Raw genomic sequence first — 19870 nt, 5'->3', positions numbered from 1 at the left:
TCGCGGCGCTCATTGCGAGCGCGTTCAGGTGATCGTCAGCCTTCGTGAATAGGTGCGCTGTAGCGCGCATCGGCAGCGCCGAAGTGCAGACGCCGGTCTTCGAGATTACACCAGGCAGAAGTTGAAATGACATCCCTCACAAGCATTGCCTCAACGATCAGTGCTGCATTCCTCGGCTCGCTGGTCGAGGTGGTCGAAGCATTCACGATAATTCTGGCCGTCGGTGTGACGCAGAGTTGGAAACCGGCGTTCATCGGGAGCGGTGCTGCCCTTGTCGTCCTCGGCCTTTTGACGATAACTCTGGGGCCGTTACTCGGCCTCATCCCGATCGAGGCGCTGCAGTTTACCATTGGCACGCTTCTGATCCTTTTCGGCCTGCGCTGGCTCCGCAAAGCTATTCTTCGAGCCTCCGGCTACATTGCGCGTCATGACGAGGAAAAGGCCTTTGCAAAGGAGAGCGAGAGCCTTCGCCGGCACTCGGCCGACCAGCGAGCCAATCTGCTTGCAGGTATTGCCGCCTTCAAGGCTGTCCTGCTTGAAGGCATCGAGGTCGTCTTCATCGTGATCGCCACCGGAGCAGGGCAGGGAATGATGGGGTATGCCAGCATCGGCGCTGCCGCAGCCTGTATTCTGGTCCTGATCGTCGGGCTGTTCGTCCATAAGCCGTTGTCGTCGGTTCCGGAAAACAGCCTGAAGTTTGTCGTTGGCCTGCTTATCAGCGCCTTCGGCATCTTCTGGACCGGAGAGGGGATCGGCGCTCGGTGGCCCGGTGCCGATCTGTCGCTGATCCCGATCTTTGCTGCGCTTGCTGCTTTCTCCTGGCTCGCCGTGAAAGGCCTTCGCCAGCATCGCATCGCGGACGAAAGGGCTGTGCGATGAAGCACCTTTTCAAGATCGCCTTCGAGGAAGTCGCCGGCATGTTCGTCGACGACGGCGCCCTTGCCATCTTGGCGCTCGGTCTCATCCTCATCATCACCGCGGCCGTCAAGTATGCTCATCTCGATGCTCTAGCAGGTGGGGTCATCCTCCTGATCGGCTGCATCCTGATCTTGTTGGAAAGCCTTTGGCGCGCTGCGCGCAAAGCCGGCATGCGATAGGTCTCGAAAGGCAAGTCGGACGAATGGCGCCTCTGCATGCTGAGCGCCGCACGCCTCAAGGGCAATAGCGTCAGCCTCCAAGCTTGTCAGATCGCGCAAAGAGACGACGTGCCAGCTGGCGCAGGAGACCGGTTTGAACAGCTGGCTTCGGAAGACCAAATTGCCTTCTGGCCCGCTCGGTGAGGGATAGCCGGTAGTAATCGGCGACATCGGTCTTGGTATCGCACGCGATGAAACCTTGTTCGATGCCGGTCTGCAGAAGCTCCAACTCAGCCTCGGCGAACGCCGCGTCCAGAACGATCCACTGGTTGTCGGGGCTATCGGCGCATCGATAGTGGATTTCGAGGAGTAGCGGAAACATGGGAAGTGTCATTGCGGGGTCCGGGCAAGCTGATGAGCGGCCACGGTGCCATCGCCCCGCAGCCGCAAGGAGGGGAGTTATTCGACGTCTTCGCCGCCGTTGTCCTGCTGGTCGGGCGCGGCGGTCGCCGCGCCGCTGATGCCATCGACTGCAACGGTCTGAGAGCCGTTGGCCGTCATGAGTTCGACCTCGAAGGCAGCGTTCGCCTGCTCGTTGTCGAGCGCGGCGTTGACGGCCTTACCGCCGAACTTCTTTTCCGCAGCATCAATGGCCTGGGAGAGGCTGATCTTCGCCGTCGACAGTTTGGAATATTCGGCGCGATCGTCCTTGCCGTTCTGCTGGTCGGCTGCCTGGCCGGGCGTCGGGACGGCAAACCCGATGGCGCCAGCAGCAATCATCGCCGCCATGGCGGTTTTGAATGAGCGATAACGGTTCATTTTCTTCTCCTTCTAGTGCCCGTTATTGGGCCGGTGAGGAGGCTGCAACGTTAAGTTTGGGGTTTCCTGTCCCGAACTTTACGGATCGGTAAGACCGAGTGCCCTGACCTTACAAATCCGTATGGCTGCGGTCAGCAGCCGGTGAAATTCGAAGCGCAACGTTCGGGCCTGATCATTGCACTTCGAGGCTTCCCATGAACATGCACACCGCCGCCACGGCAGACCGCGGCGACCTGAGCGCCACACTTAACGCTAGGCTTTCAGTCTATCTGATCAACCTGGATCGCTCGCCGGAGCGGCGTCTGCGGATGGAAGCGCGGATCCACACCAAGGGACTGGAGTTCGAACGCGTCTCTGCAATCGACGGCCGCGACCTTGCGTTTCCGGTGCCAGGTTTCGACGAGGCGGGATATCGCCTGCGTCACGGGCGCATGCCGAATCCCTACGAGATCGGCTGCTTTCTCAGCCACGCCGAATGTGCGCGGCGAATGCTCCAGTCGGACGCCGGACACGCACTGATCCTCGAGGACGACCTGATATTCGAGGAGGATATCGTGGAGGTGCTCGGTGCCGCGCTCGACGAACAGCGGAAATGGGACATCCTCCGGCTGTCGACCGTCAATCAAGGAAAGAAGTTCAAACTTCAGCGCCTCACCCGCTGCCGTAGGCTTGCCGTGTCTTTGACGAGGGAAAAGGGATCCGGTGCCTATCTCATCAATCGCAAGGCGGCGAGATGGATCGTCGACGAACTCGTTCCGATGCGGCTGCCCTATGATCTGGCCTTCGATCTCGAGCATCTTTCTGGCCTGCGGGGCCTGTTCGTCGATCCGCAGCCGATACGCCAGAGCGCGGAACGCGGCTCACTGATCCAGAACGGTCTCAAGCGCTTCAAGCTGCCCGCTCGCCACTACCTGACCGTCTTGCCGTGGCGGGCGTTTTATGAGGTGTCGCGTTTTATCGCGCGCTCGAGCCTTCTTTTCCGCAATCTTTGGCCGGGACGCTGAAAGGGCCGCGCTTTGCTGGCGCTTTCATCCGGAAAGCGATCCGCTGGTCAGCCCTTGCGCTCGAAATGCGCTTCGAGATCTTCCCAGCTTGCATCCATCGGCCAGGCAGCCGAAATCAAGGGGAGCGCGACGTGGCCATAGTAGAAGGATAGTTGCCTCTCGGCTCTGTCCTCACCTTCACCAGCGATCCTGTCGGTATAGATCGCCGAGACGAGCCCGGTGCGGTCGGATCCCGACTGGCAGTGGACAAGGATCGGCTTGGGCGCTGCCGCCATGATCGCCACGATCTCGTCGGCGCGGTCCGGTGTCAGCTTCCGGGAGGCCGACATTGCAAAATCGATATGCTCGACGCCGAGTTCGGCGGCGGTTCTGATTTCCGCCTGGTACCAGGTGGCATTCTGCTTTTCACCACGCAGATTGATGATCGTTTTGATGCCGTGATCTTTGACATAGGCGTCGAGCTGCGCCGGGGTCGGCTGCGCAGAACGGTAAAGCTGCCCCTGGATGACAGTATGGAAATTTCCAACGGCCTGCAGGTATGCAGCATAGCCGCCGAGAGCTCCCCCGATGGAGAGAACGGTTCCGACGGCAATGGATAGCTTGGCGTGGTTCTTCATCGTGTCTCGCAGCATGGCGTGTTGCGAAGCAGATGATGTGATTTCCTGACGGCCACCTGAATGTCAGATTTGTGACTGCCGAGGGGCCAGCAACCTTCTATCCGGCCGATGGCGGCGGATCTGGAAACGACACGGCAACGGCCAGTCCCGGGCGATTGTCGTCAAGCTCGATATGCGCAAAATGTAGATCCGCAATGGCCCTTACGAGGGTGAGGCCAAGTCCGCTTCCTGATGTCGTTCGGCTCTTGTCCATGCGGTAGAGGCGCCTGAACACATTGTCTCGTTCGTCCGAAGGGATACCCGCTCCGTTATCGACCACGCGAAGAACCGTCTCACCGTCGGCTCGGAGCAAAGCCATGCCGATCCGTGTCCCTTCGGGACAATGGGTGATGGCATTCTCGACGAGATTGACCACCATCTGGGTGAGGAGTTCTCTGTCACCCATAATCTCGGCCGAAGGCGAGGGGAGCAACTCGAGCACCTGGCCATTGTCTTCGGCCACGCTGGCATAGACCTCCTCGACGAAGGTCAGGATCCCGGCAAGGTCGACTTTCTGGAAGCGCTGCCGGCGCGCGCCGGCTTCGATCTGCGAGATGCGCAGCAGGGCCTCGAAAGTCGCGTTGATCTGGTCGCTTTCGGCGCGCGCATCGGCCAAAAGCGAGCCGACATCGCGACCGCTGGCGGCACCCTCAATCGCATCGCCGAGCGTCATCTTCAGGCGATTGAGCGGCGTCTTGAGTTCATGGGCGATATCGGCACTGACCTGGCGCATCCCCTCGACCAAGCCCGAAAGGCGGTCGAGAGCGCTGTTGATCTGCATCGCCACGAGATCGAGGTCATCGCTTTTTCCCTTGAGCGGAATCCGGCTCTCGAGCCGTCCGTTGGAAACGTCGAGCATCGTGCGGGCGACCGCATCAAGGCGGTGTTGGGCTCTGGCTGCCAGAAAGATGCCGCCGCCCAGCGCCGCGACGACAACCAGCAGGGCCGCCCAGCCAAGGCTCACCAGCACGATCTTCAAGAGGTCGTCCATGTCGGAGAAACTCTCTCCGACCACCAGGCGGTTCGGTCCAAGTTCGGTGACTTGGATCCTGAACCTGCCGGAACCGGGCAGGCCGATGTCTTCCGGATTGATGGTGTAGACGCCCGGCGGCATCCTGATCGCTGTGAAGTTGCCCGCGAGCCTGTTCCCCCTCGCATCGACAAGCGAATAGAGCCCGTCCTTGGTCGTCTGCAGATTGACGTAGCTGTTCAGCGTCGCGATCAGATCTTCCATGTCATCGGGCGCATAGGTCGACGCAATGACAGAGTTCATCTCCTGAAGAGACGCATCCATCTCATGCGCGAGGCCTGTGCGCAGCATGTGATACATGACAGCGCCGCTGACGACGAACGTCAGGATGAACAGCACCCCAAAGGTCATGGCCAGTCTGAAGGGCGTGCTACGGCGCAGGCTAGCGAGGCGCATGCAGGCTGTATCCGGTGTTCCTCACCGTATGGAGGAGCTGCGTCTGGAACGGCTTGTCGATCTTGGCGCGCAGCCGGCTGACATGGGTCTCGACCACGCTGGTCTTGGGATCGAAATGAAAATCCCAGACGCGTTCGAGCAGCATGGTCTTGGTCAGCACCCGTCCTTCGCCGCGCATCAACACTTCCAGGAGGGTGAATTCCCGCGGCTGAAGCTCAATCGCCTGACCGGCGCGGCGGGCCTCGCGGCGGATCAGATCCAGTTCGAGATCTGCGACCCTCAGAACTGTCTTCTGCTCCTGAACCGGCGGGCGCCGGGCGAGCGCGTTTACCCGCGCAAGCAGCTCGGAGAATGCAAATGGCTTGACCAGATAGTCATCGCCGCCTGCCTCTAGTCCCTCGACGCGATCGTCGACGCCGCCGATGGAGGTCAGGAACAGGGCAGGGGTGCCGACGCGGGCTGCGCGCAGAGACCGGACGAGCGACAGGCCGTCGAGGCCGGGCAGCATCCGGTCGACGACGATCACGTCATAGGCTTCGCGCTGAGCCTGGAAGAGCCCGTCGCGTCCATCGGCGAGGACATCGCAGACATGCCCTGCCTCTGCGAAGCCCTTGGCCACGTATTCCGACGTCTTGCGATCGTCCTCGACCAGGAGAAGGCGCATTTGAGGTTTTCACCAGATTGATGTTCGAGCGAAAATGTAACCGCGATGATGCGCATCCTACAACATACGGTTTCGTAAAGTCGCGGCCTTACCAAATGGTATGGTTCCGGCAAGGCGCTTGTATGTCCCGGTCAATATCGTCCCCCTCGCTGCAATCCTGCTGCATCAAAACCGCTCCAGCGAGAGGACCAAAATCATGAAGACAATTGTAGCCGCCGTCGCTTTGAACTCCGTCGTGGCTCTCGGGCTCATCGCAATCGCCGTGCCCGTTCAGGCTGCCGTACCTTGCGAAGACATGCTGAAGGACATGCGTGCTGCGAAAGCGTCCGCAAAGCTTTCAGGCGCCGACATGAAAAAGGTCGAGGAACTCGAGACCAAGGCGGTCGAAAGGTGCAATACCGACGACGACGCGCGCGCGGACAAGTTCCTCAACGAAGCCATGCAGATCATCGGCAAGTGAGCGGAGGATAGACCATGACCATGGCAAACCAGCAACTTGCCGGGCCGGAAAATCGCGTGCCCGAGGTGACCGTCGATTTCTGGCTCATCAAACTCATGGCGGTCACCATGGGAGAGACCGCAGCCGACTATCTGGCCGTCAATCTCGGCCTCGGCCTGACGCTGACGTCCATCATCATGACCATCGTGCTCGTCGTCGTAGTCGGAGCACAATTTGCACAGAAGCGCTATGTGCCTGCCGCCTACTGGGCCGCCGTGGTTCTTATCAGCGTCGTCGGGACGCTGGTGACCGACAACCTCACGGACAATTTCGGCGTTTCGCTGGAGGCATCGACGATCTTCTTCACGGTCGCGCTCGGCGCTACGTTCCTCGGATGGTATCTGGCGGAGCGAACGCTTTCGATCCACACGATCTTCACCAACCGCCGCGAAGGCTTCTATTGGCTGGCAATCCTGTTCACATTCGCGCTCGGAACGGCCGCGGGCGATCTGGTGGCCGAGAAGTTCGACTTCGGGTATCTGGCGACCGCATTGATCTTTCTGGCACTGATCGTGGCGATTGCTGCGGCGTACTTCATCGTCAAGGTGAACGGCATCGCGGCGTTCTGGCTGGCATATATCTTCACCCGCCCGCTCGGCGCTTCGTTCGGCGATCTGCTATCGCAGCCGAGTGAATATGGTGGCCTTGGTTTCGGGACGATCTACACAAGCTTCGCTTTTCTTGGAGCGATAATCCTGATCGTCATCTACATGACGGCCAACCAGGATCAGCGTGAAACAACCGGGCTTTCCCGCTGAACGAGAGGCAGCCTTCGTACCGGGCGCGATCTCGGCTCCAGGCCGATCCGCTCGGCTTCGAGGAAGTCTTGGCGCAAATGGGAGGTTGGAGCCTGGAAGTGCTTCGGTCCGCGGCATCAACATTGCTACGCTCGGAGCAGGTCCCGCTCGCAGGGTTTGGATTTTTTACGGATCCGTAAAGAATTCAGCGGGATCCGTTCAGGTTCCTGTCAGGCGCAACCGGAATATGGCGGCGACGTCTCATTTCCATGAAGAGCGCCGCGATGACCACCCTACATGCTGTCTCCCGCCAACGGACCTATCTCGATTCCTTCCTCGTTCTGACGGCGTTCTGGTTTCTGTTGCTGGCGATATTCCATGCATGGCCGATGATCGATGTCAGGATTTCGCTGAGTTTCTTCAGTTCTGCGCTCTGTATGGACCGAGCCACGGTGCCGCAATGCGGACATTTCACACTCAGCAAGGTTGCGTGGATCACGACCCTTCGGTGGCTTCTCTATGCGCTGCCCTATCTGGCTGCCGCGGCGGTCGTGATTGCGTTGCTGGTTGCGGGATACTCGCCGAGGCTTCGCTATCGGATGCCGGTACAGCGGCTTTGGATGTCGCTCCTCAGCCTCGGCATCGGAACCGGGTTGATCACCAATCTGTTCCTCAAGGCGCATTCCGGCCGGCCGCGTCCGTTTGATACTGATCTCTTCGGCGGCAAGCTCCAATTCATGCCGGCGGGATCGTTCAATGGAGCCTGCGAACGAAACTGCTCGTTCGTATCGGGAGAAGCATCCGGCGCAGGCTGGCTGATATGCGTTCTCTTCGTGTTGCCACCCCGCTACCGCATCTGGATAGCACCTCCCGTCATCCTGGCGTCGGTTGCCACAGCAGGACTTCGGGTGGCCGTCGGCGCGCATTACGCGTCCGACGCAACGCTTGGCCTGCTGCTTTCGATCACCGTCTTTCTAGGCCTGCTCGCGCTTGAGGAGCGCATCGCGGAGCGTTGAATCAAGTCTCATCTTCCGGAGTAGCCGTATATCGGACTTGGCAGCCGTAGCCGAAGCGCGGCTGCGCCCGGCGGCGCACGCCAATGGCCTGTTCAGGGTTGTGAAGCAGGTCGGAATTGCTACACTCAGCAGGCGAATAATTCCAAAAAGGGAACAGCAATGAAAAAGACCATCCTCCTGGCTGCCGCAGCCTTGCTGGCGGCAACACATCTTGCCTGCGCCGACGACACGATCCGCATTGCAACCGAGGGCGCCTATCCTCCGTTCAACTATGTCAAATCGGATGGCAGCCTCGAAGGTCTCGATGTCGACATGGCGAATGCGCTTTGCCAGGAGATGAAAGCCAAGTGCAAGGTTGTCGCCCAGGACTGGGACGGCATCATCCCGGGGCTGCTCGCGAAAAAATACGACGCCATCATCGCATCGATGAGCATCACCGACGAACGTAAGAAGCAGATCGACTTCACCAACAAATACTATACGACGCCGCTTGCCGTTGCGGTGCCGAAGGATAGCGACCTCAAGGGCGTTTCGATCGAGGACATGAAGGGCAAGATCGTCGGCGCCCAGGCATCGACGACGCAGGCTGATTATCTCAACGACCACTATGCCAAGGGTGGAGCCGAAGCGAAGATGTATCCGACCCAGGACGAAGCGGTCGCCGATCTGCAGAATGGCCGCATGGATGCTTTGATTTCCGACAAATTCGTGGTCGTGGACTGGCTGAACAAGGCCGGCAAGGATTGCTGCAAGCTGCTTGGCGACGTTCCCGGTACCGAAACGCAAGCCGGCATCGGCATTCGCCAGGGCGACACCGAGCTGAAGGAGCGCTTCAACAAGGCGATCGATGCGCTCGTCGCCAACGGCAAGTACCAGGAAATCACCAGAAAGTATTTCCCCTTCGACATCTACTGATCGCCTGGCGATCCAGTCGCGCAGAGGTCCAAAAGCCTCTGCGCCAACCCTGTCAGCTATCCGATGAAAACAGACATCCTCGTTCTCGGTGCCGGCATCGTCGGCGTGAGTGCGGCCATACATCTCCAGGATCGCGGCCGCTCGGTCGTGCTTGCCGACCGCGGTGAGCCGGGGGGCGGGACCAGCTACGGCAATGCGGGGCTGATCGAGCGCTCCTCGGTCATCCCTTACGCCTTTCCGCGGCAATTTACGACGATCGCAAAATACGCGCTGAACCGCGCGTCCGACGTCCGCTACGACCCTTTCTATCTGCCCCGGATCGCGCCCTGGCTGGCACGTTACTGGTGGCATTCCTCACCTGCCAATCTGGAGATATCGACCCGCGCGCTTCTGCCTCTGGTCGAGGCCAGTATCAGCGAACATGACAAGCTGATCGAGCGGGCAGGGGCGTCTCGCCTGATCCGCTCTGACGGCTGGATCTCTTTTTACAAGGACACCCGGCGGTTTGATGCCGCCCGGGCGGAGGCCGCAAGTCTATCGAAATATGGACTGGCGATCAGGATCCTCGATGGTCCGGCGTTTCAGGCGCTCGAACCGGCTTTCGCGGCAACAGACACGGAAATCGCCGGCGCCATTCACTGGCTCGATCCGAAAACCGTGACCGATCCGCAAGCGCTCACGACCGCCTATGCGGGAGCCTTCACTGCCTCGGGCGGCAGGATTGTCCGCGCTGACGCAGCGATGCTGCGCGAGGAAAAGAACGGTTGGTCACTGGTGGCAGAAGACGGCTCGATCCTGGAGGCGAGGGAGGTCGTCGTTGCCCTCGGCCCGCAATCCGGCCTGATCTTTCGAAAGTTCGGCTACGCTCTGCCGATGGCCGTCAAGCGGGGCTATCACCGGCACTACGCCCAGAGCGGCGGCCAGCCACTCGGCCATTCGGTCGTTGACGAAGAAGCCGGCTACGTTCTGGCACCGATGGCCCGGGGCATTCGCTTAACGACCGGTATCGAGTTCGCTGCACCCGATGCGCCGGTCAATACCATACAGCTCGGCCGGGCCGAGACGACGGCACGCGCACTCTTTCCGCTTGGTGATCAGGTGGAGGCAACACCCTGGCTCGGCCTTCGTCCGTGCCTCCCGGACATGCGCCCGGTCATCGGCCCGGCGCCGCGCCATGCGGGCCTCTGGTTCAATTTCGGCCATGCGCATCACGGCCTCACGCTCGGGCCTGCCGGCGGGCGGCTCCTGGCGGAGCGGATGGTTGGTGAAGAAACCTTTGCGGACCCCAAACCATTCCATCCGCAACGCTTCCTTTAGCCGCCGGCAAGTAGCCGAGATTGTCGCATCTTAACCGGCTCAGATGTCCCATCCTTGAACCCACCTGCGGCTACAATATGTGGCGGGAGAGTTGGAATGTCCGGCGGTTTGCAAGGTAGAAATGTCCGCGTGGTCATCACACGGCACAACGGTCAGCCCCGATCTGAGCGGCTGATCCCGGTTGCAAGATCAGATCGGGGCGGGTGGTAAATACACCTCTTCGGCTTTAGCTTTGACACGCCTCACTCCGCAGCCTGCTGTCGCGACAGTGCTTTCTGGCGCCGTGCGATCACTGCCGGATCGTTCATGAAATCCTTCCGCCGGCCAGGTCCGCGAGCCCGTTTGACGTAGCCATTCTTGTCACTGCTGCTCTTCACCTTCGGCTTGTCCTGCTGCTCCTGGCGCTCCTTGATATAGGCCAGAACATCACCCAACCGCTTGTTCTCGGTGATCGCGGCATGCGTCACCCGCTGGTCCTTGTCGAACACCGTGTAGGGCAGGGAGTAGCCTTTCCACCGCACATCCAGACGACCGTCGGCATAGGCATAGGTCTCGACATAGCGCCCCACCAGCCCACGCGTCACATCGGTCTCCTCCAGCATGATCCGCTGGCGCTCGAACGAAAACGTCAGCTGCGATCCAACATAGCGCTGCTCGCGTTTGCACAGGATCTCCGTCAACCGATCTGGCGCCAGATTCAGCGGCCGATGCAGATCATCAGACCGGGCAGGGGTAACCGCAAAACGCGCATTGTAGTCCTCCATGAAGTCCGGCAAAAACGCGTTGCCGGCCTCCATGCTGTCGATGCCGCAAAGCCTGAGCTCCTTGACCAGGCGGTCCTGCAGCGTCCGGTTCATGCGTTCGACACGACCCTTGGCCTGGCTCGAATTTGCGCATAGAATCTCGATGTTTAACTCGCAAAGTGCACGCCCGAACTGGGTCATGCCCTGGCCACCTTTGGCATCCTTCTTCGCCACCCGGAACACCGAATGCTTGTCCGAATAAAAGGCAATCGGCGCGCCGTGACGGTGGAGATAGAGTTCCAGCGCCTCGAAGTAGGTGAAGGCACTTTCCGAGCGCACGAAACGCAGCTGCATCAGCCTGCCGGTCGCATCGTCGACAAACACCAGCAGCGAGCAAGGCGGCCCGCGATCCTCGAACCAGCGATGCTCCGATCCGTCGATCTGCACCAACTCGCCATAAGCCTCGCGTCGAAGCCGCGGCTGGTGAAACGTCCGGCGCTGCTTGCGCGACAGCCACAGTCCGGCCCCGGACATCCAACCGCGCACCGTCTCGCGTGACACCCGCAAGCCATCGCGCTCAGCCAACTTCTCCGTCGCCAACGTCGGGCCGAAATCCGCATAACGTTCGCGAATCAGCGTCACCGCATAATCGCGAACCCCGTCGCTGATCCGATTGTTCGATGGTCGGCCGATCGCCTTGTGTCGGATCGACGCCGCGCCGCCAGTTCGCATCCGCTCCAAAAGCCGACGCACCTGGCGCTCACTCACGGCAAGAACGTGTGCCGCTGACACCGTAGTCATCCGGCCAGCGGCCACCTTCGATAAAATCTCAATCCGCTGCAGATCGCGCTCGCTCATCGCTATCAATCCCATCTGCAATCTCCCACGCATCCTTCAGACCCGGGGAGTGTGACATTCCAACTTTGCAGAAACAGGACATTCTAACTTTGCGGCTACACAATAAGATCGCATAACGTATGTTATGGAACTGCCTGGCGTGCTGGCCGATGTTTAAAAACATCAACTGTAGTATGTGCTTAGAGGCCCACATTCACCTCACTCATCAAATGGCCTTAAACCCTTGAAGCTTCGCTTCTACCAAAGCGGCGCATGCCGGTTGACGTCCTTGTAGAGCAAGTACCTGAACTTGCCCGGGCCGCCGGCGTAGCAGGCTTGCGGGCAGAAGGCGCGCAGCCACATGAAGTCGCCGGCTTCGACTTCGACCCAGTCCTGATTGAGGCGGTAGACGGCGCGGCCTTCGAGGACGTAGAGGCCGTGTTCCATGACGTGGGTTTCCATGAAGGGTATAACGGCGCCCGGCTCGAAGGTCACGATGGTGACATGCATGTCGTAGCGGATGTCGGCGGGGTCGATGAAGCGGGTTGTTGCCCACTTGCCTTCGGTGCCCGGCATCGCCCCCGGCGGGTGTTCGTCTTCGTGGGTGAAGATCGCGGGCGGCGGCTCCAGTCCCTCGACGGGCTGGAAGGCCTTGCGGATCCAGTGGAAGGTCGCGGCATCGGCGCCGTCGTTCTGCAGCGTCCAGGCGCTTCCGGCAGGAAGGAAGGCGAAGGAGCCGGCGTTCAGGTGATGGACGCGTCCTTCATGGCCGATCGCCAGCGTGCCCGCCACGACGAAGATTGCCGTTTCGGCGCGGGGCTCGGATTCCGGCTTTGCGCTGCCGCCGCCGGGTTCCACTTCCATGATATATTGCGAGAAGGTCTCGGAGAAACCGGTCATCGGGCGGGCGATGATCCAGGCGCGGGTCTTCGTCCAGTGCGGCAGATAGCTGGTGACGATATCGGTCATCACGCCCTTCGGGATAACCGCATATGCCGTCGTGAACACGGCCTTGCCGGAGAGCAGATCGGTCTGCGGCGGAAGTCCGCCTTGTGGGGAATAGTAGGAGCGGTTTTCCATGGGAGATTCTCTCTGCGTCTTGAAGGTCTCGAACGGTAGCCTTTGGTTTCCACCTTCTCAAGAAGCGCCGGCACGAAAAGAGAGATCGTCTATGCGGCGCCACTATTTTAGACCAAAAATTTGCGGCTCAGGTGCCAAGCTCTTGTGATCGGGTATGGTGCGCGAGGCAGCGCAACGGCAGGCATAGAGAGGGGCAAGAATGATCCAGCTACCGTTCGAACGGCAGGAATACCAGGAGCGGCTCACAAAGATCCGCGCCGAGATGCGCAGGCGCGAGCTTGAGCTTCTCGTGATCAACGACGTCGCAAACCAGCATTACATAACCGGTTACGACGGCTGGTCTTTTTATACGCCGCAGACGGTGCTGGTGCCGGTCGAAGATGGCGCCGAGCCGGTCTGGCTCGGGCGCGCCATGGATGCGGCGGGCGGCTTGCTGACGGCCTGGATGAAACCGGAGAACGTCGTCGGCTTCCCGGAGCCTTATGTGCAGCGGGCCGATCGTCATCCGATGGACTGGATCGCGCAATGGATCGTCTCGAAAGGCTGGGGTGGACGCCGGATCGGCATCGAGCTGGAGGCCTATTACTATTCGCCGAAGGCGCATGCGCGCCTTGTCGCCGGGTTGCCGAACGCGACGTTCGTCGATGCCGATCTCCTCGTCAACTGGATACGCTCGGTGAAGAGCCCGGCCGAAATTGGCTATCTCAGGAAGGCATCGCGTCTGGCGGAAGCGGCTGTGACGGCGGCCTATGATGCGATTGCGCCGGGTGTGCGTGAATGCGATGCAATCGCCAAGATCCAGGCCGCGCAGGTGGCCGGAAGTGCCGACTATGCAGGCGATATCACTGCCCTGCCCCCGACCATCCTCGGCGGCGAGAATGCCTCGGCGCCGCACATCATGTGGAGCGACCGCCGCTTCGGCAAGGACGAGACGATTGCGCTCGAGCTCGCTGGTGTCTGCCGCCGCTATACGGCGGGTCTGGCGCGCACCGTGCAGCTCGGCAGGGCGTCTCCTCAGGTTACCGAGACGGCAAAGGCAGTGCTCGAGGGCATGGAGGCGGTTCTGTCGTCGATCCGGCCGGGTGTGCTTGCCGAAGATGTCGAGCTCGCCTGGCGCGGGGTCATCGAGCGCTATGGTCTGAAGAAGGAGTCCCGCATCGGCTATTCGATCGGCGTCGCCTACCCGCCTGATTGGGGCGAGCACACGATCAGCCTTCGCCCCGGCGACAAGAGCGTGCTGCAGCCCGGCAATGTCATCCACTCTATTCTGGGCATGTGGATGGACGGATGGGGCATCGAGGTCAGCGAGACCATTCTGGTGACCGCGACCGGCGCCGAGACGCTGACCAACCTGCCGAGAGAAATCCATGCCAAGGCCTGATCAGCTGCCTGCCGAGCTTGTCGCGCGGATGATTGCCGTGCGCCGGCATCTCCACGTCAATCCCGAGCTTTCCAACGAGGAAGCCGAGACGCAGGCCTATCTTCGTGCGCAGCTGGAGGCCGAAGGACTGGCTGATATCCGTGATGTCGCGGGTTACGGCCTTTCGGTCGACATTACAGGTACGGGCGGCTTCTCCAACCGCAAGGTCGCGGTGCGCGCCGATATCGATGCGCTGCCGATCGAGGAGCGCTCGGGCGTTGCGTTCTCTTCGGCGAAACCCGGTGTCATGCATGCCTGCGGGCACGATGCGCATGCGGCGATGGTCTTTGCCGCGGCCACTCACTTGCACCGGCATCGCGAGAGCTTTGCCGGGACGGTCCGTTTCATCCTCCAGCCGGCCGAAGAGGCAGAGCCGCTCGGCGGGCGGCGTGTCGTCGAGGAAGGCCTGCTTGACGATATCGACGCGGCGATCGGCATCCATGTCGACCCCTATACCGAGACCGGCAAAATCTCGGTCTCCGGCGGACCCTACACGCTGGCGAGCGATATTTTCGATGTCATCGTCAAGGGCACCTCCGCCCATGCCGCGAAACCGGCGGAAGGAGTCGACGCGATTGCCGCGGCCTGCGCTATGGTCTCGGAATTGCAGAAGATCGTCGCTCGCGAGACCGATGCCTATGATCCCCTGGTGGTGTCGATCACCGGTATTGAGGGCGGCGGCGCCTATAACGTCATTGCCGATACCGTGCGGCTGAAGGGAACGATCCGCAGCGGCAGCCCGGCTACCCGGCTTCGCGCCCGCGAGCGGGTTCATGAAATCCTGCAGGGGCTTGCCGCAGCCCACCGCGCAACGGTCGAGTTCAAGCTGATCGAGGGAGAGCCGCCTGTCGTCAATGCCGCGGCGCTGGCGCAGCTCGTCTCGTCGGCGGCTGATCAGCTTTTCGGGGCGGGCACGTCGATTGCGGCGCCCGGGTGGACTGCGGCTGATGATTTCGGCTTCTACAGCGAGAAGCGGCCATCGGTCTATTTCAGGCTCGGTATTCGCAACGAGGCCGAGGGCTCGATATACCCGCTGCACCATCCGCAATTCCGGGTCGATGAAGCCGCGCTGAAAATCGGCGCCGAGACGATTGCCAAGGTGGCATGCGAGGCGCTCGGCGTCTGAGTTGGAAGCGGCGCCGGTGGCTTTCCACCGGCGCCATTTCATTTACTTCTGAGCGGCCTTCGGCGACGCCTGCAGCAGATCCGCTTCGTCGGAGACGATGGCGGCAGCTTCGGTCAAGAGCACGTCCTTTGCCTTCTTGCGGGCATTTTCGATCGCGAGATCGGCGCTCAGGCTGCGTTCGTTCGACTGCAGGCCGTCGTCTGCATCGGGATCGTCGCCACCGGTCACCGCTGCGCGGGACTTCAGCCGGGCCTCACGCGCTGCCAGCTCCTTGCGGCGCTCGGCCTCGTTCAGCGAAATGGTGCCCTTCTCGCGCTGCGCCTTCAGGTCGGCAATGTCTTCCAGCAGGCTCTTGTAATCAGGATCGTTCTTCACCCGCGCGTCGTGGCGGCTCAGCAATTCCGGCAGCATCGCCGTGACGTCACCTTCCGGCGAATATTTCGCGGCCTTGATCTGCGTCCAGGGCAGCGCGTTGTCGTAGCTCGTCTCGCCGAATGTCGACGGGTCCGAAAGACCAGGCAGGCTGATATCGGGGGTTACGCCACGCAGCTGCGTTGTGCCGCCATTGATGCGGAAGAACTGCGCGATGGTGACCTTCAGTTCGCCGAATTTCGGCTTGCTGTTATTGGCCATCTCGTCGAGGTCGACGACGGTCTGCACCGTGCCCTTGCCGAAGCTCTGCTCGCCGATGATCACGCCACGGCCGTAATCCTGGATGGCCGCTGCAAAGATTTCGGAAGCCGAAGCCGAGCCGCGATTGATCAGCACGCCAAGCGGACCGCTCCAGACCGGAGCCTTGAAGTCAGCCTTCTGTACGGCCACCTTGCCGTCGCTGCCGCGCTGCTGCACGACCGGGCCGTTGCCGATGAAGAGGCCCGTCAGGTCGATCGCTTCGCTGAGCGAGCCGCCGCCATTGTTGCGGATGTCGAGCAGGACGCTATCGACGCCCTCCTGCTTCAGCTCAAGCAGAAGCTTCGCGACATCGCGGCTGGCGCTCTTGTAATCCTTGTCGCCCTTCCGGCGCGCTTCGAAATCCTCGTAGAAGGCCGGCAGCGTGATTACGCCAACCTTGCGGGTAGCATCGCCGTCCTTGACTGTGAGAATGTCCTTGCGGGCAGCCTGCTTTTCGAGACTGATCTTGTCGCGCACCAGGCTGATGATGTGATGGCTGCCCTCCGCGCCGGCCTCAGCCGGGAGGATATCGAGCCGCACGACGGAATCCTTCTCGCCGCGGATCATCTGCACGACCTCGTCGAGGCGCGTGCCCATCACGTCCTTGATCGGACCCTTTTCCCCCTGCCCTACGCCGACGATACGGTCGCCCACGGCAAGCTTGCCGGACAGTTGCGCCGGACCGCCCGGAACGAGCTCGCGGATCGTCGTATAGTCGTCGCGCTCCTGCAGCACGGCGCCGATGCCGACCAGGGAAAGCTTCATTGAAATATCGAAATCGGCGGAAGCCGCTGCGCCGAAATAATCGGTGTGCGGATCGACCGAGGTCGCATAGGCGTCCATGAACGTCTGGAAGACGTCTTCGCTCTTGTATTTGTAAGCGCGCTCCAGCGTATTCTCGTAGCGCTTGTCGAGCGTATCGCGGATCGCCGCGTCATCCTTGCCGCCGAGCTTCAGGCGCAGCCAGTCGCTCTTGACGCGCTTGCGCCAGAGATCATCGGCCTCCGCCTCGGATTTCGGCCACGGCGCCTTGTCGCGCAGCACGGCGAAATCCTCGTGCGCGTTGAAATCGAAATTCTGCTTGAGGAGGCCGCGCGCATAATTCATGCGGTCGACGACCCGCTTCTCATAGGTATTGAAGATCGAGAACGGGATCTGCAGGTTCTGCTGGGCGATCGCATCATCGATCTTGCCCTTGTCGGCCATGAATTTATCGATGTCCGTCTGCAGGAAAATCGTCCGGTCGGGATCGAGCGCCTTGATGTAGCTATCCATGATCTTGGCCGAGAGATCATCGTCGAGCGGAACCGGACGGTAGCTGTAGCGCGTCAGAAATTGCGCGCTCATCTGGGCTGCCTGGCCCTGCTGCTTCAGCGGCTCAAGGACAGGCGGGGCAGCTTCCAGGGCATACGCGGACGGCGCAACTGCAAGGAAAAGACCGAATAATCCGTAGTGTATGCGCATTCCGCTCTGATCCAACTCTGGGTGCCGCGTTTCGAAACAATGATGTAGGTGGAACAATTATGGCTTTTTCGCAACCGGGCGGGCGCATCTTTGCCGATAAGCATTTCATGATTGTTGAGCTGGGCCCGGCTAATCGTTGCCTTTTCCGGCTCTAATTGCGAACCGCAAACTCAGCGCAGATCGGCCCGGAGTTCACGGACCCCTCGCCCCAACCGGTCTCGCAGCAGTGTACGCAACGTAGCGCCGTCGACATAGCCGACCTCGGTGGCGATGGCTTCCACATCCATACCGCTGCCATGAAGGAGCGCCTGCGCCCGCTCGACCCGGAGATCCTGGAAATAGGCGAGCGGCGACTTGCCGAGCACCGCCTGGCAGCGCCGCTGAAGCGAACGGGTGCTGGTGCCGAGCGCCTTGGCGGCCTCCTGCAGCGAGAAGCCTTCCTGCAGGTGATCGCGCGACCATCGTTCGAAATGCGAAATCAGCGGGTCGGCCTGCGCCAGATGATTGGGAATGATGTAGAAGGCCTGTGACGAGCGGATATCTGCGAGAAGATAACGCGATACCAGCGACGCCAATTCCGGGCTGGCCTTGCGGATCAGCCAAAGGGCGAGATCGAGGTGCCCCATGGCGGCACCGGCCGTGACGCCGATTGCCGAGGGAACGAGCATACGGGTCTCATCGAGCAGAACCTTCGGATAGCGCTGGCGGAAGAACGGCGCGAGCGACCATGATGTCGTCGCTTCCCGCCCGTCGAGAAGACCGGCATCCGCAATCAGGAACGTTCCGATGCAGGACGAGCCGACCTGCGCACCTTGCTGATGCCATTGCAGAAGTTGGGCCTTGGCCTGGCGAACGTCCGGCCGTTGCAGCGATGGCAGCAATGTCTCGGGCGTTGTTGCCCTGAGGGCGGGCACGATGATCCAGTCGGGTTTCAGATCCGGTGTGATCGGCTTCACCGGAATGATCAGCCCCTGCGCCGACGTGACCTTCTTGCGTACGCCGACGACGGTGACATCGAAACGCGGCGTCCCGCCGAGCAGCTTTCCCGACAGCGAGTTTGCGGTGGCAAAGGCGTCGAGCGTAACCGTGAGCCCGGAATCGAACAGCCCTTCCAGGGCGAGGACGGCAATGCGCATGGCGTGAATGACCTCGATATTATCTTTTACGACACTATGCGCTTTCGCGAGAAATGGCTAGAGGCCCCGCAACCCTCCCCTGCCCGTCTCGAGCTGATTTGGCGTGAATCATATCAAAGTTGGCATTTACGCCCATAGCGACGTATTCGCCAGGAGCTAGGTTGGTGCGCAGGCAGACGAGCCGGCATCATTTCACTTACGGAGATCAATTTCATGCAACCCACCATCCTGATCGGCGGCGCTACCGGCGCGACGGGCAGCGCCGCCGCGAAAATCCTCCTGGAGAAAGGCTTCGGCGTCAGGGCCTTGGCGCACAAGGAAGATGGCCGATCTGGGCAGCTCAAGGCTCTTGGCGCTGAGGTCTTCGTCGCTGATCTTCTGGATTTCCGTGCCGTCCGCCGGGCTTTCGACGGGATCAAGCGTGCCTATTTCGTCTATCCGATGCGGCCGGGCCTGGTGCAGGCCACGGCGCATTTCGCACAGGCGGCCTTGGAAGCCAGCGCGGAATTCATCGTCAACATGTCACAGAAGACTGCGCGCTCCGACGCGCCGAGCGACTCGGCGCAGCAGCATTGGCTGGCGGAACGCATCTTCGACCGGGCGGGAACGCCGGTCGCCCATCTGCATCCGACCGCCTTCTGCGAATGGCTGCTCTACATGCGCAAGATGATCCGCGAGGGCCGCTACGCCGTAGCCTTCGAGCCGACTGGCCGCTTCGCACCGATCGCCGCCGAAGATCAGGGCGCCGTCATCGCCGCCATTCTTGCCGATCCCACCGGTCACGCTGGCAAGACCTATCCGCTGACCGGTCCTGTTGAGCTGACGCCGCCCGAGATCGCCGAGACCGTCGGCAATACGCTCGGCAAGACGGTGCGCTACGAGACGATTACCGGCGAGCAATGGGTCCTCGAAGTCGCCGGCCAGGACATCCCGTTCCTGACGCAGCATATCAAGGCGATTGCCGAAATGCATCGTGACGGGCTGATGGCGGGCACCAGCGATTTTGTCGAGCGGATAACCGGCCGGGCGCCGATGACGCTCGCAGAATTCGTCGACAAGCACCGCGCCGTCTGGCTCTGATAGGGGCGCGGCGACTGGAAGTTTCATTAGAAAATGCGCGATAGCGGATGGATAAAATCGGTCCGCACGCTCCAGTCGCCCGCCAGTTGCGTCCGATGGCAAAGTCCGGCCTACGCTAAGCTTTTGCAGAAATTGACGAATCACCTATAGTTGCGTCATCCAAGTGCGTGGATTCATCGCCAG

20 protein-coding genes are annotated in these 19870 nt (G+C 61.1%); 11 read left to right on the top strand and 9 right to left on the bottom strand.

Features of this window, described 5'->3' with window-relative positions:
- The first annotated feature begins 126 nt into the window (after positions 1-126).
- Positions 127-879, top strand: a complete 753-nt coding sequence (locus tag ACEN84_RS28475) for a COG4280 domain-containing protein (RefSeq protein WP_413711402.1) — start codon at positions 127-129, stop codon at positions 877-879.
- Positions 876-1097, top strand: coding sequence for a hypothetical protein (locus tag ACEN84_RS28470; RefSeq protein ID WP_203430863.1), 222 nt, complete (start codon positions 876-878; stop codon positions 1095-1097). The genes ACEN84_RS28475 and ACEN84_RS28470 overlap by 4 nt, the downstream gene beginning before the upstream one ends.
- 70 nt (positions 1098-1167) lie before the next feature.
- On the opposite strand, the gene ACEN84_RS28465 is transcribed toward ACEN84_RS28470, so the two are convergent.
- Entirely contained in the window at positions 1168-1470 is a 303-nt protein-coding gene (locus tag ACEN84_RS28465; RefSeq protein WP_203430862.1) for a hypothetical protein, read from the bottom strand.
- Positions 1471-1535: 65 nt separating this feature from the next.
- On the bottom strand, positions 1536-1895 hold the full coding sequence (locus tag ACEN84_RS28460; protein ID WP_413711401.1) for a PepSY domain-containing protein: 360 nt from the start codon (positions 1893-1895) through the stop codon (positions 1536-1538).
- A gap of 194 nt (positions 1896-2089) precedes the next feature.
- On the opposite strand from ACEN84_RS28460, the gene ACEN84_RS28455 reads away from it, so the two are divergent.
- A complete protein-coding gene (locus ACEN84_RS28455) occupies positions 2090-2899 on the top strand; it encodes a glycosyltransferase family 25 protein (protein WP_413711400.1) in 810 nt (269 codons plus the stop codon).
- A 47-nt stretch (positions 2900-2946) separates the two neighbouring features.
- Here ACEN84_RS28455 and ACEN84_RS28450 read toward each other — a convergent pair whose 3' ends face one another.
- The 3 genes from ACEN84_RS28450 to ACEN84_RS28440 form a co-directional block, all read right to left on the bottom strand.
- Entirely contained in the window at positions 2947-3516 is a 570-nt protein-coding gene (locus ACEN84_RS28450) for a dual specificity protein phosphatase family protein (RefSeq protein WP_413712509.1), read from the bottom strand.
- A gap of 97 nt (positions 3517-3613) precedes the next feature.
- Positions 3614-4981 carry an ATP-binding protein gene (locus ACEN84_RS28445; RefSeq protein ID WP_413711399.1) on the bottom strand — a complete coding sequence of 456 codons (1368 nt, stop codon included), beginning with the start codon at positions 4979-4981 and terminating at the stop codon, positions 3614-3616.
- Positions 4968-5645 (bottom strand): winged helix-turn-helix domain-containing protein, encoded by a 678-nt coding sequence (locus tag ACEN84_RS28440; protein WP_130281187.1) that lies wholly within the window; start codon positions 5643-5645, stop codon positions 4968-4970. Before ACEN84_RS28440 ends, ACEN84_RS28445 begins: the two co-directional genes overlap by 14 nt.
- Before the next feature lie 196 nt (positions 5646-5841).
- Between ACEN84_RS28440 and ACEN84_RS28435 the strand changes: the two genes are divergently transcribed.
- The 5 genes from ACEN84_RS28435 to ACEN84_RS28415 all read left to right on the top strand — a co-directional run bounded on the left by ACEN84_RS28435 (position 5842) and on the right by ACEN84_RS28415 (position 10129).
- Positions 5842-6105, top strand: a complete 264-nt coding sequence (locus ACEN84_RS28435) for a hypothetical protein (RefSeq protein WP_413711398.1) — start codon at positions 5842-5844, stop codon at positions 6103-6105.
- Between the two features lie 14 nt (positions 6106-6119).
- Entirely contained in the window at positions 6120-6902 is a 783-nt protein-coding gene (locus ACEN84_RS28430) for a hypothetical protein (protein WP_413711397.1), read from the top strand.
- A 248-nt stretch (positions 6903-7150) separates the two neighbouring features.
- A complete protein-coding gene (locus ACEN84_RS28425) occupies positions 7151-7897 on the top strand; it encodes a phosphatase PAP2 family protein (protein ID WP_413711396.1) in 747 nt (248 codons plus the stop codon).
- A gap of 159 nt (positions 7898-8056) precedes the next feature.
- Positions 8057-8812 carry an ABC transporter substrate-binding protein gene (locus ACEN84_RS28420; protein ID WP_413711395.1) on the top strand — a complete coding sequence of 252 codons (756 nt, stop codon included), beginning with the start codon at positions 8057-8059 and terminating at the stop codon, positions 8810-8812.
- A gap of 63 nt (positions 8813-8875) precedes the next feature.
- On the top strand, positions 8876-10129 hold the full coding sequence (locus ACEN84_RS28415) for an NAD(P)/FAD-dependent oxidoreductase (RefSeq protein ID WP_413711394.1): 1254 nt from the start codon (positions 8876-8878) through the stop codon (positions 10127-10129).
- A 242-nt stretch (positions 10130-10371) separates the two neighbouring features.
- On the opposite strand, the gene ACEN84_RS28410 is transcribed toward ACEN84_RS28415, so the two are convergent.
- Positions 10372-11745: an ISNCY family transposase gene (locus ACEN84_RS28410; RefSeq protein WP_413709495.1), complete on the bottom strand. Its 1374-nt coding sequence runs from the start codon at positions 11743-11745 to the stop codon at positions 10372-10374.
- A gap of 222 nt (positions 11746-11967) precedes the next feature.
- A complete protein-coding gene (locus ACEN84_RS28405; RefSeq protein WP_130281195.1) occupies positions 11968-12789 on the bottom strand; it encodes a bifunctional allantoicase/(S)-ureidoglycine aminohydrolase in 822 nt (273 codons plus the stop codon).
- A gap of 199 nt (positions 12790-12988) precedes the next feature.
- Between ACEN84_RS28405 and ACEN84_RS28400 the strand changes: the two genes are divergently transcribed.
- Positions 12989-14170, top strand: a complete 1182-nt coding sequence (locus ACEN84_RS28400) for a M24 family metallopeptidase (RefSeq protein WP_413711393.1) — start codon at positions 12989-12991, stop codon at positions 14168-14170.
- A complete protein-coding gene (locus ACEN84_RS28395; RefSeq protein ID WP_413711392.1) occupies positions 14157-15335 on the top strand; it encodes a M20 metallopeptidase family protein in 1179 nt (392 codons plus the stop codon). Before ACEN84_RS28400 ends, ACEN84_RS28395 begins: the two co-directional genes overlap by 14 nt.
- A gap of 42 nt (positions 15336-15377) precedes the next feature.
- Here the strand turns inward: ACEN84_RS28395 and ACEN84_RS28390 are convergent, their stop codons facing one another.
- The gene (locus tag ACEN84_RS28390) at positions 15378-17471 is read right to left on the bottom strand and encodes a carboxy terminal-processing peptidase (protein WP_199628076.1); all 2094 of its coding nucleotides are present in this window, start codon (positions 17469-17471) and stop codon (positions 15378-15380) included.
- Positions 17472-17641: 170 nt separating this feature from the next.
- Complete coding sequence (locus ACEN84_RS28385; RefSeq protein ID WP_112720550.1) at positions 17642-18607, bottom strand: helix-turn-helix domain-containing protein; 966 nt, start codon at positions 18605-18607, stop codon at positions 17642-17644.
- Positions 18608-18820: 213 nt separating this feature from the next.
- Here ACEN84_RS28385 and ACEN84_RS28380 point away from each other — a divergent pair, with 213 nt between their 5' ends.
- Complete coding sequence (locus ACEN84_RS28380) at positions 18821-19687, top strand: NmrA family NAD(P)-binding protein (protein ID WP_413711391.1); 867 nt, start codon at positions 18821-18823, stop codon at positions 19685-19687.
- Positions 19688-19870: the final 183 nt, after the last annotated feature.

Source organism: Rhizobium sp. Rhizsp82, from assembly GCF_047325115.1.
Lineage (GTDB): Bacteria > Pseudomonadota > Alphaproteobacteria > Rhizobiales > Rhizobiaceae > Rhizobium.
The sequence above is the reverse complement of the archived record's forward strand: the minus strand, read 5'-3'. Positions and strand labels throughout refer to the sequence as shown.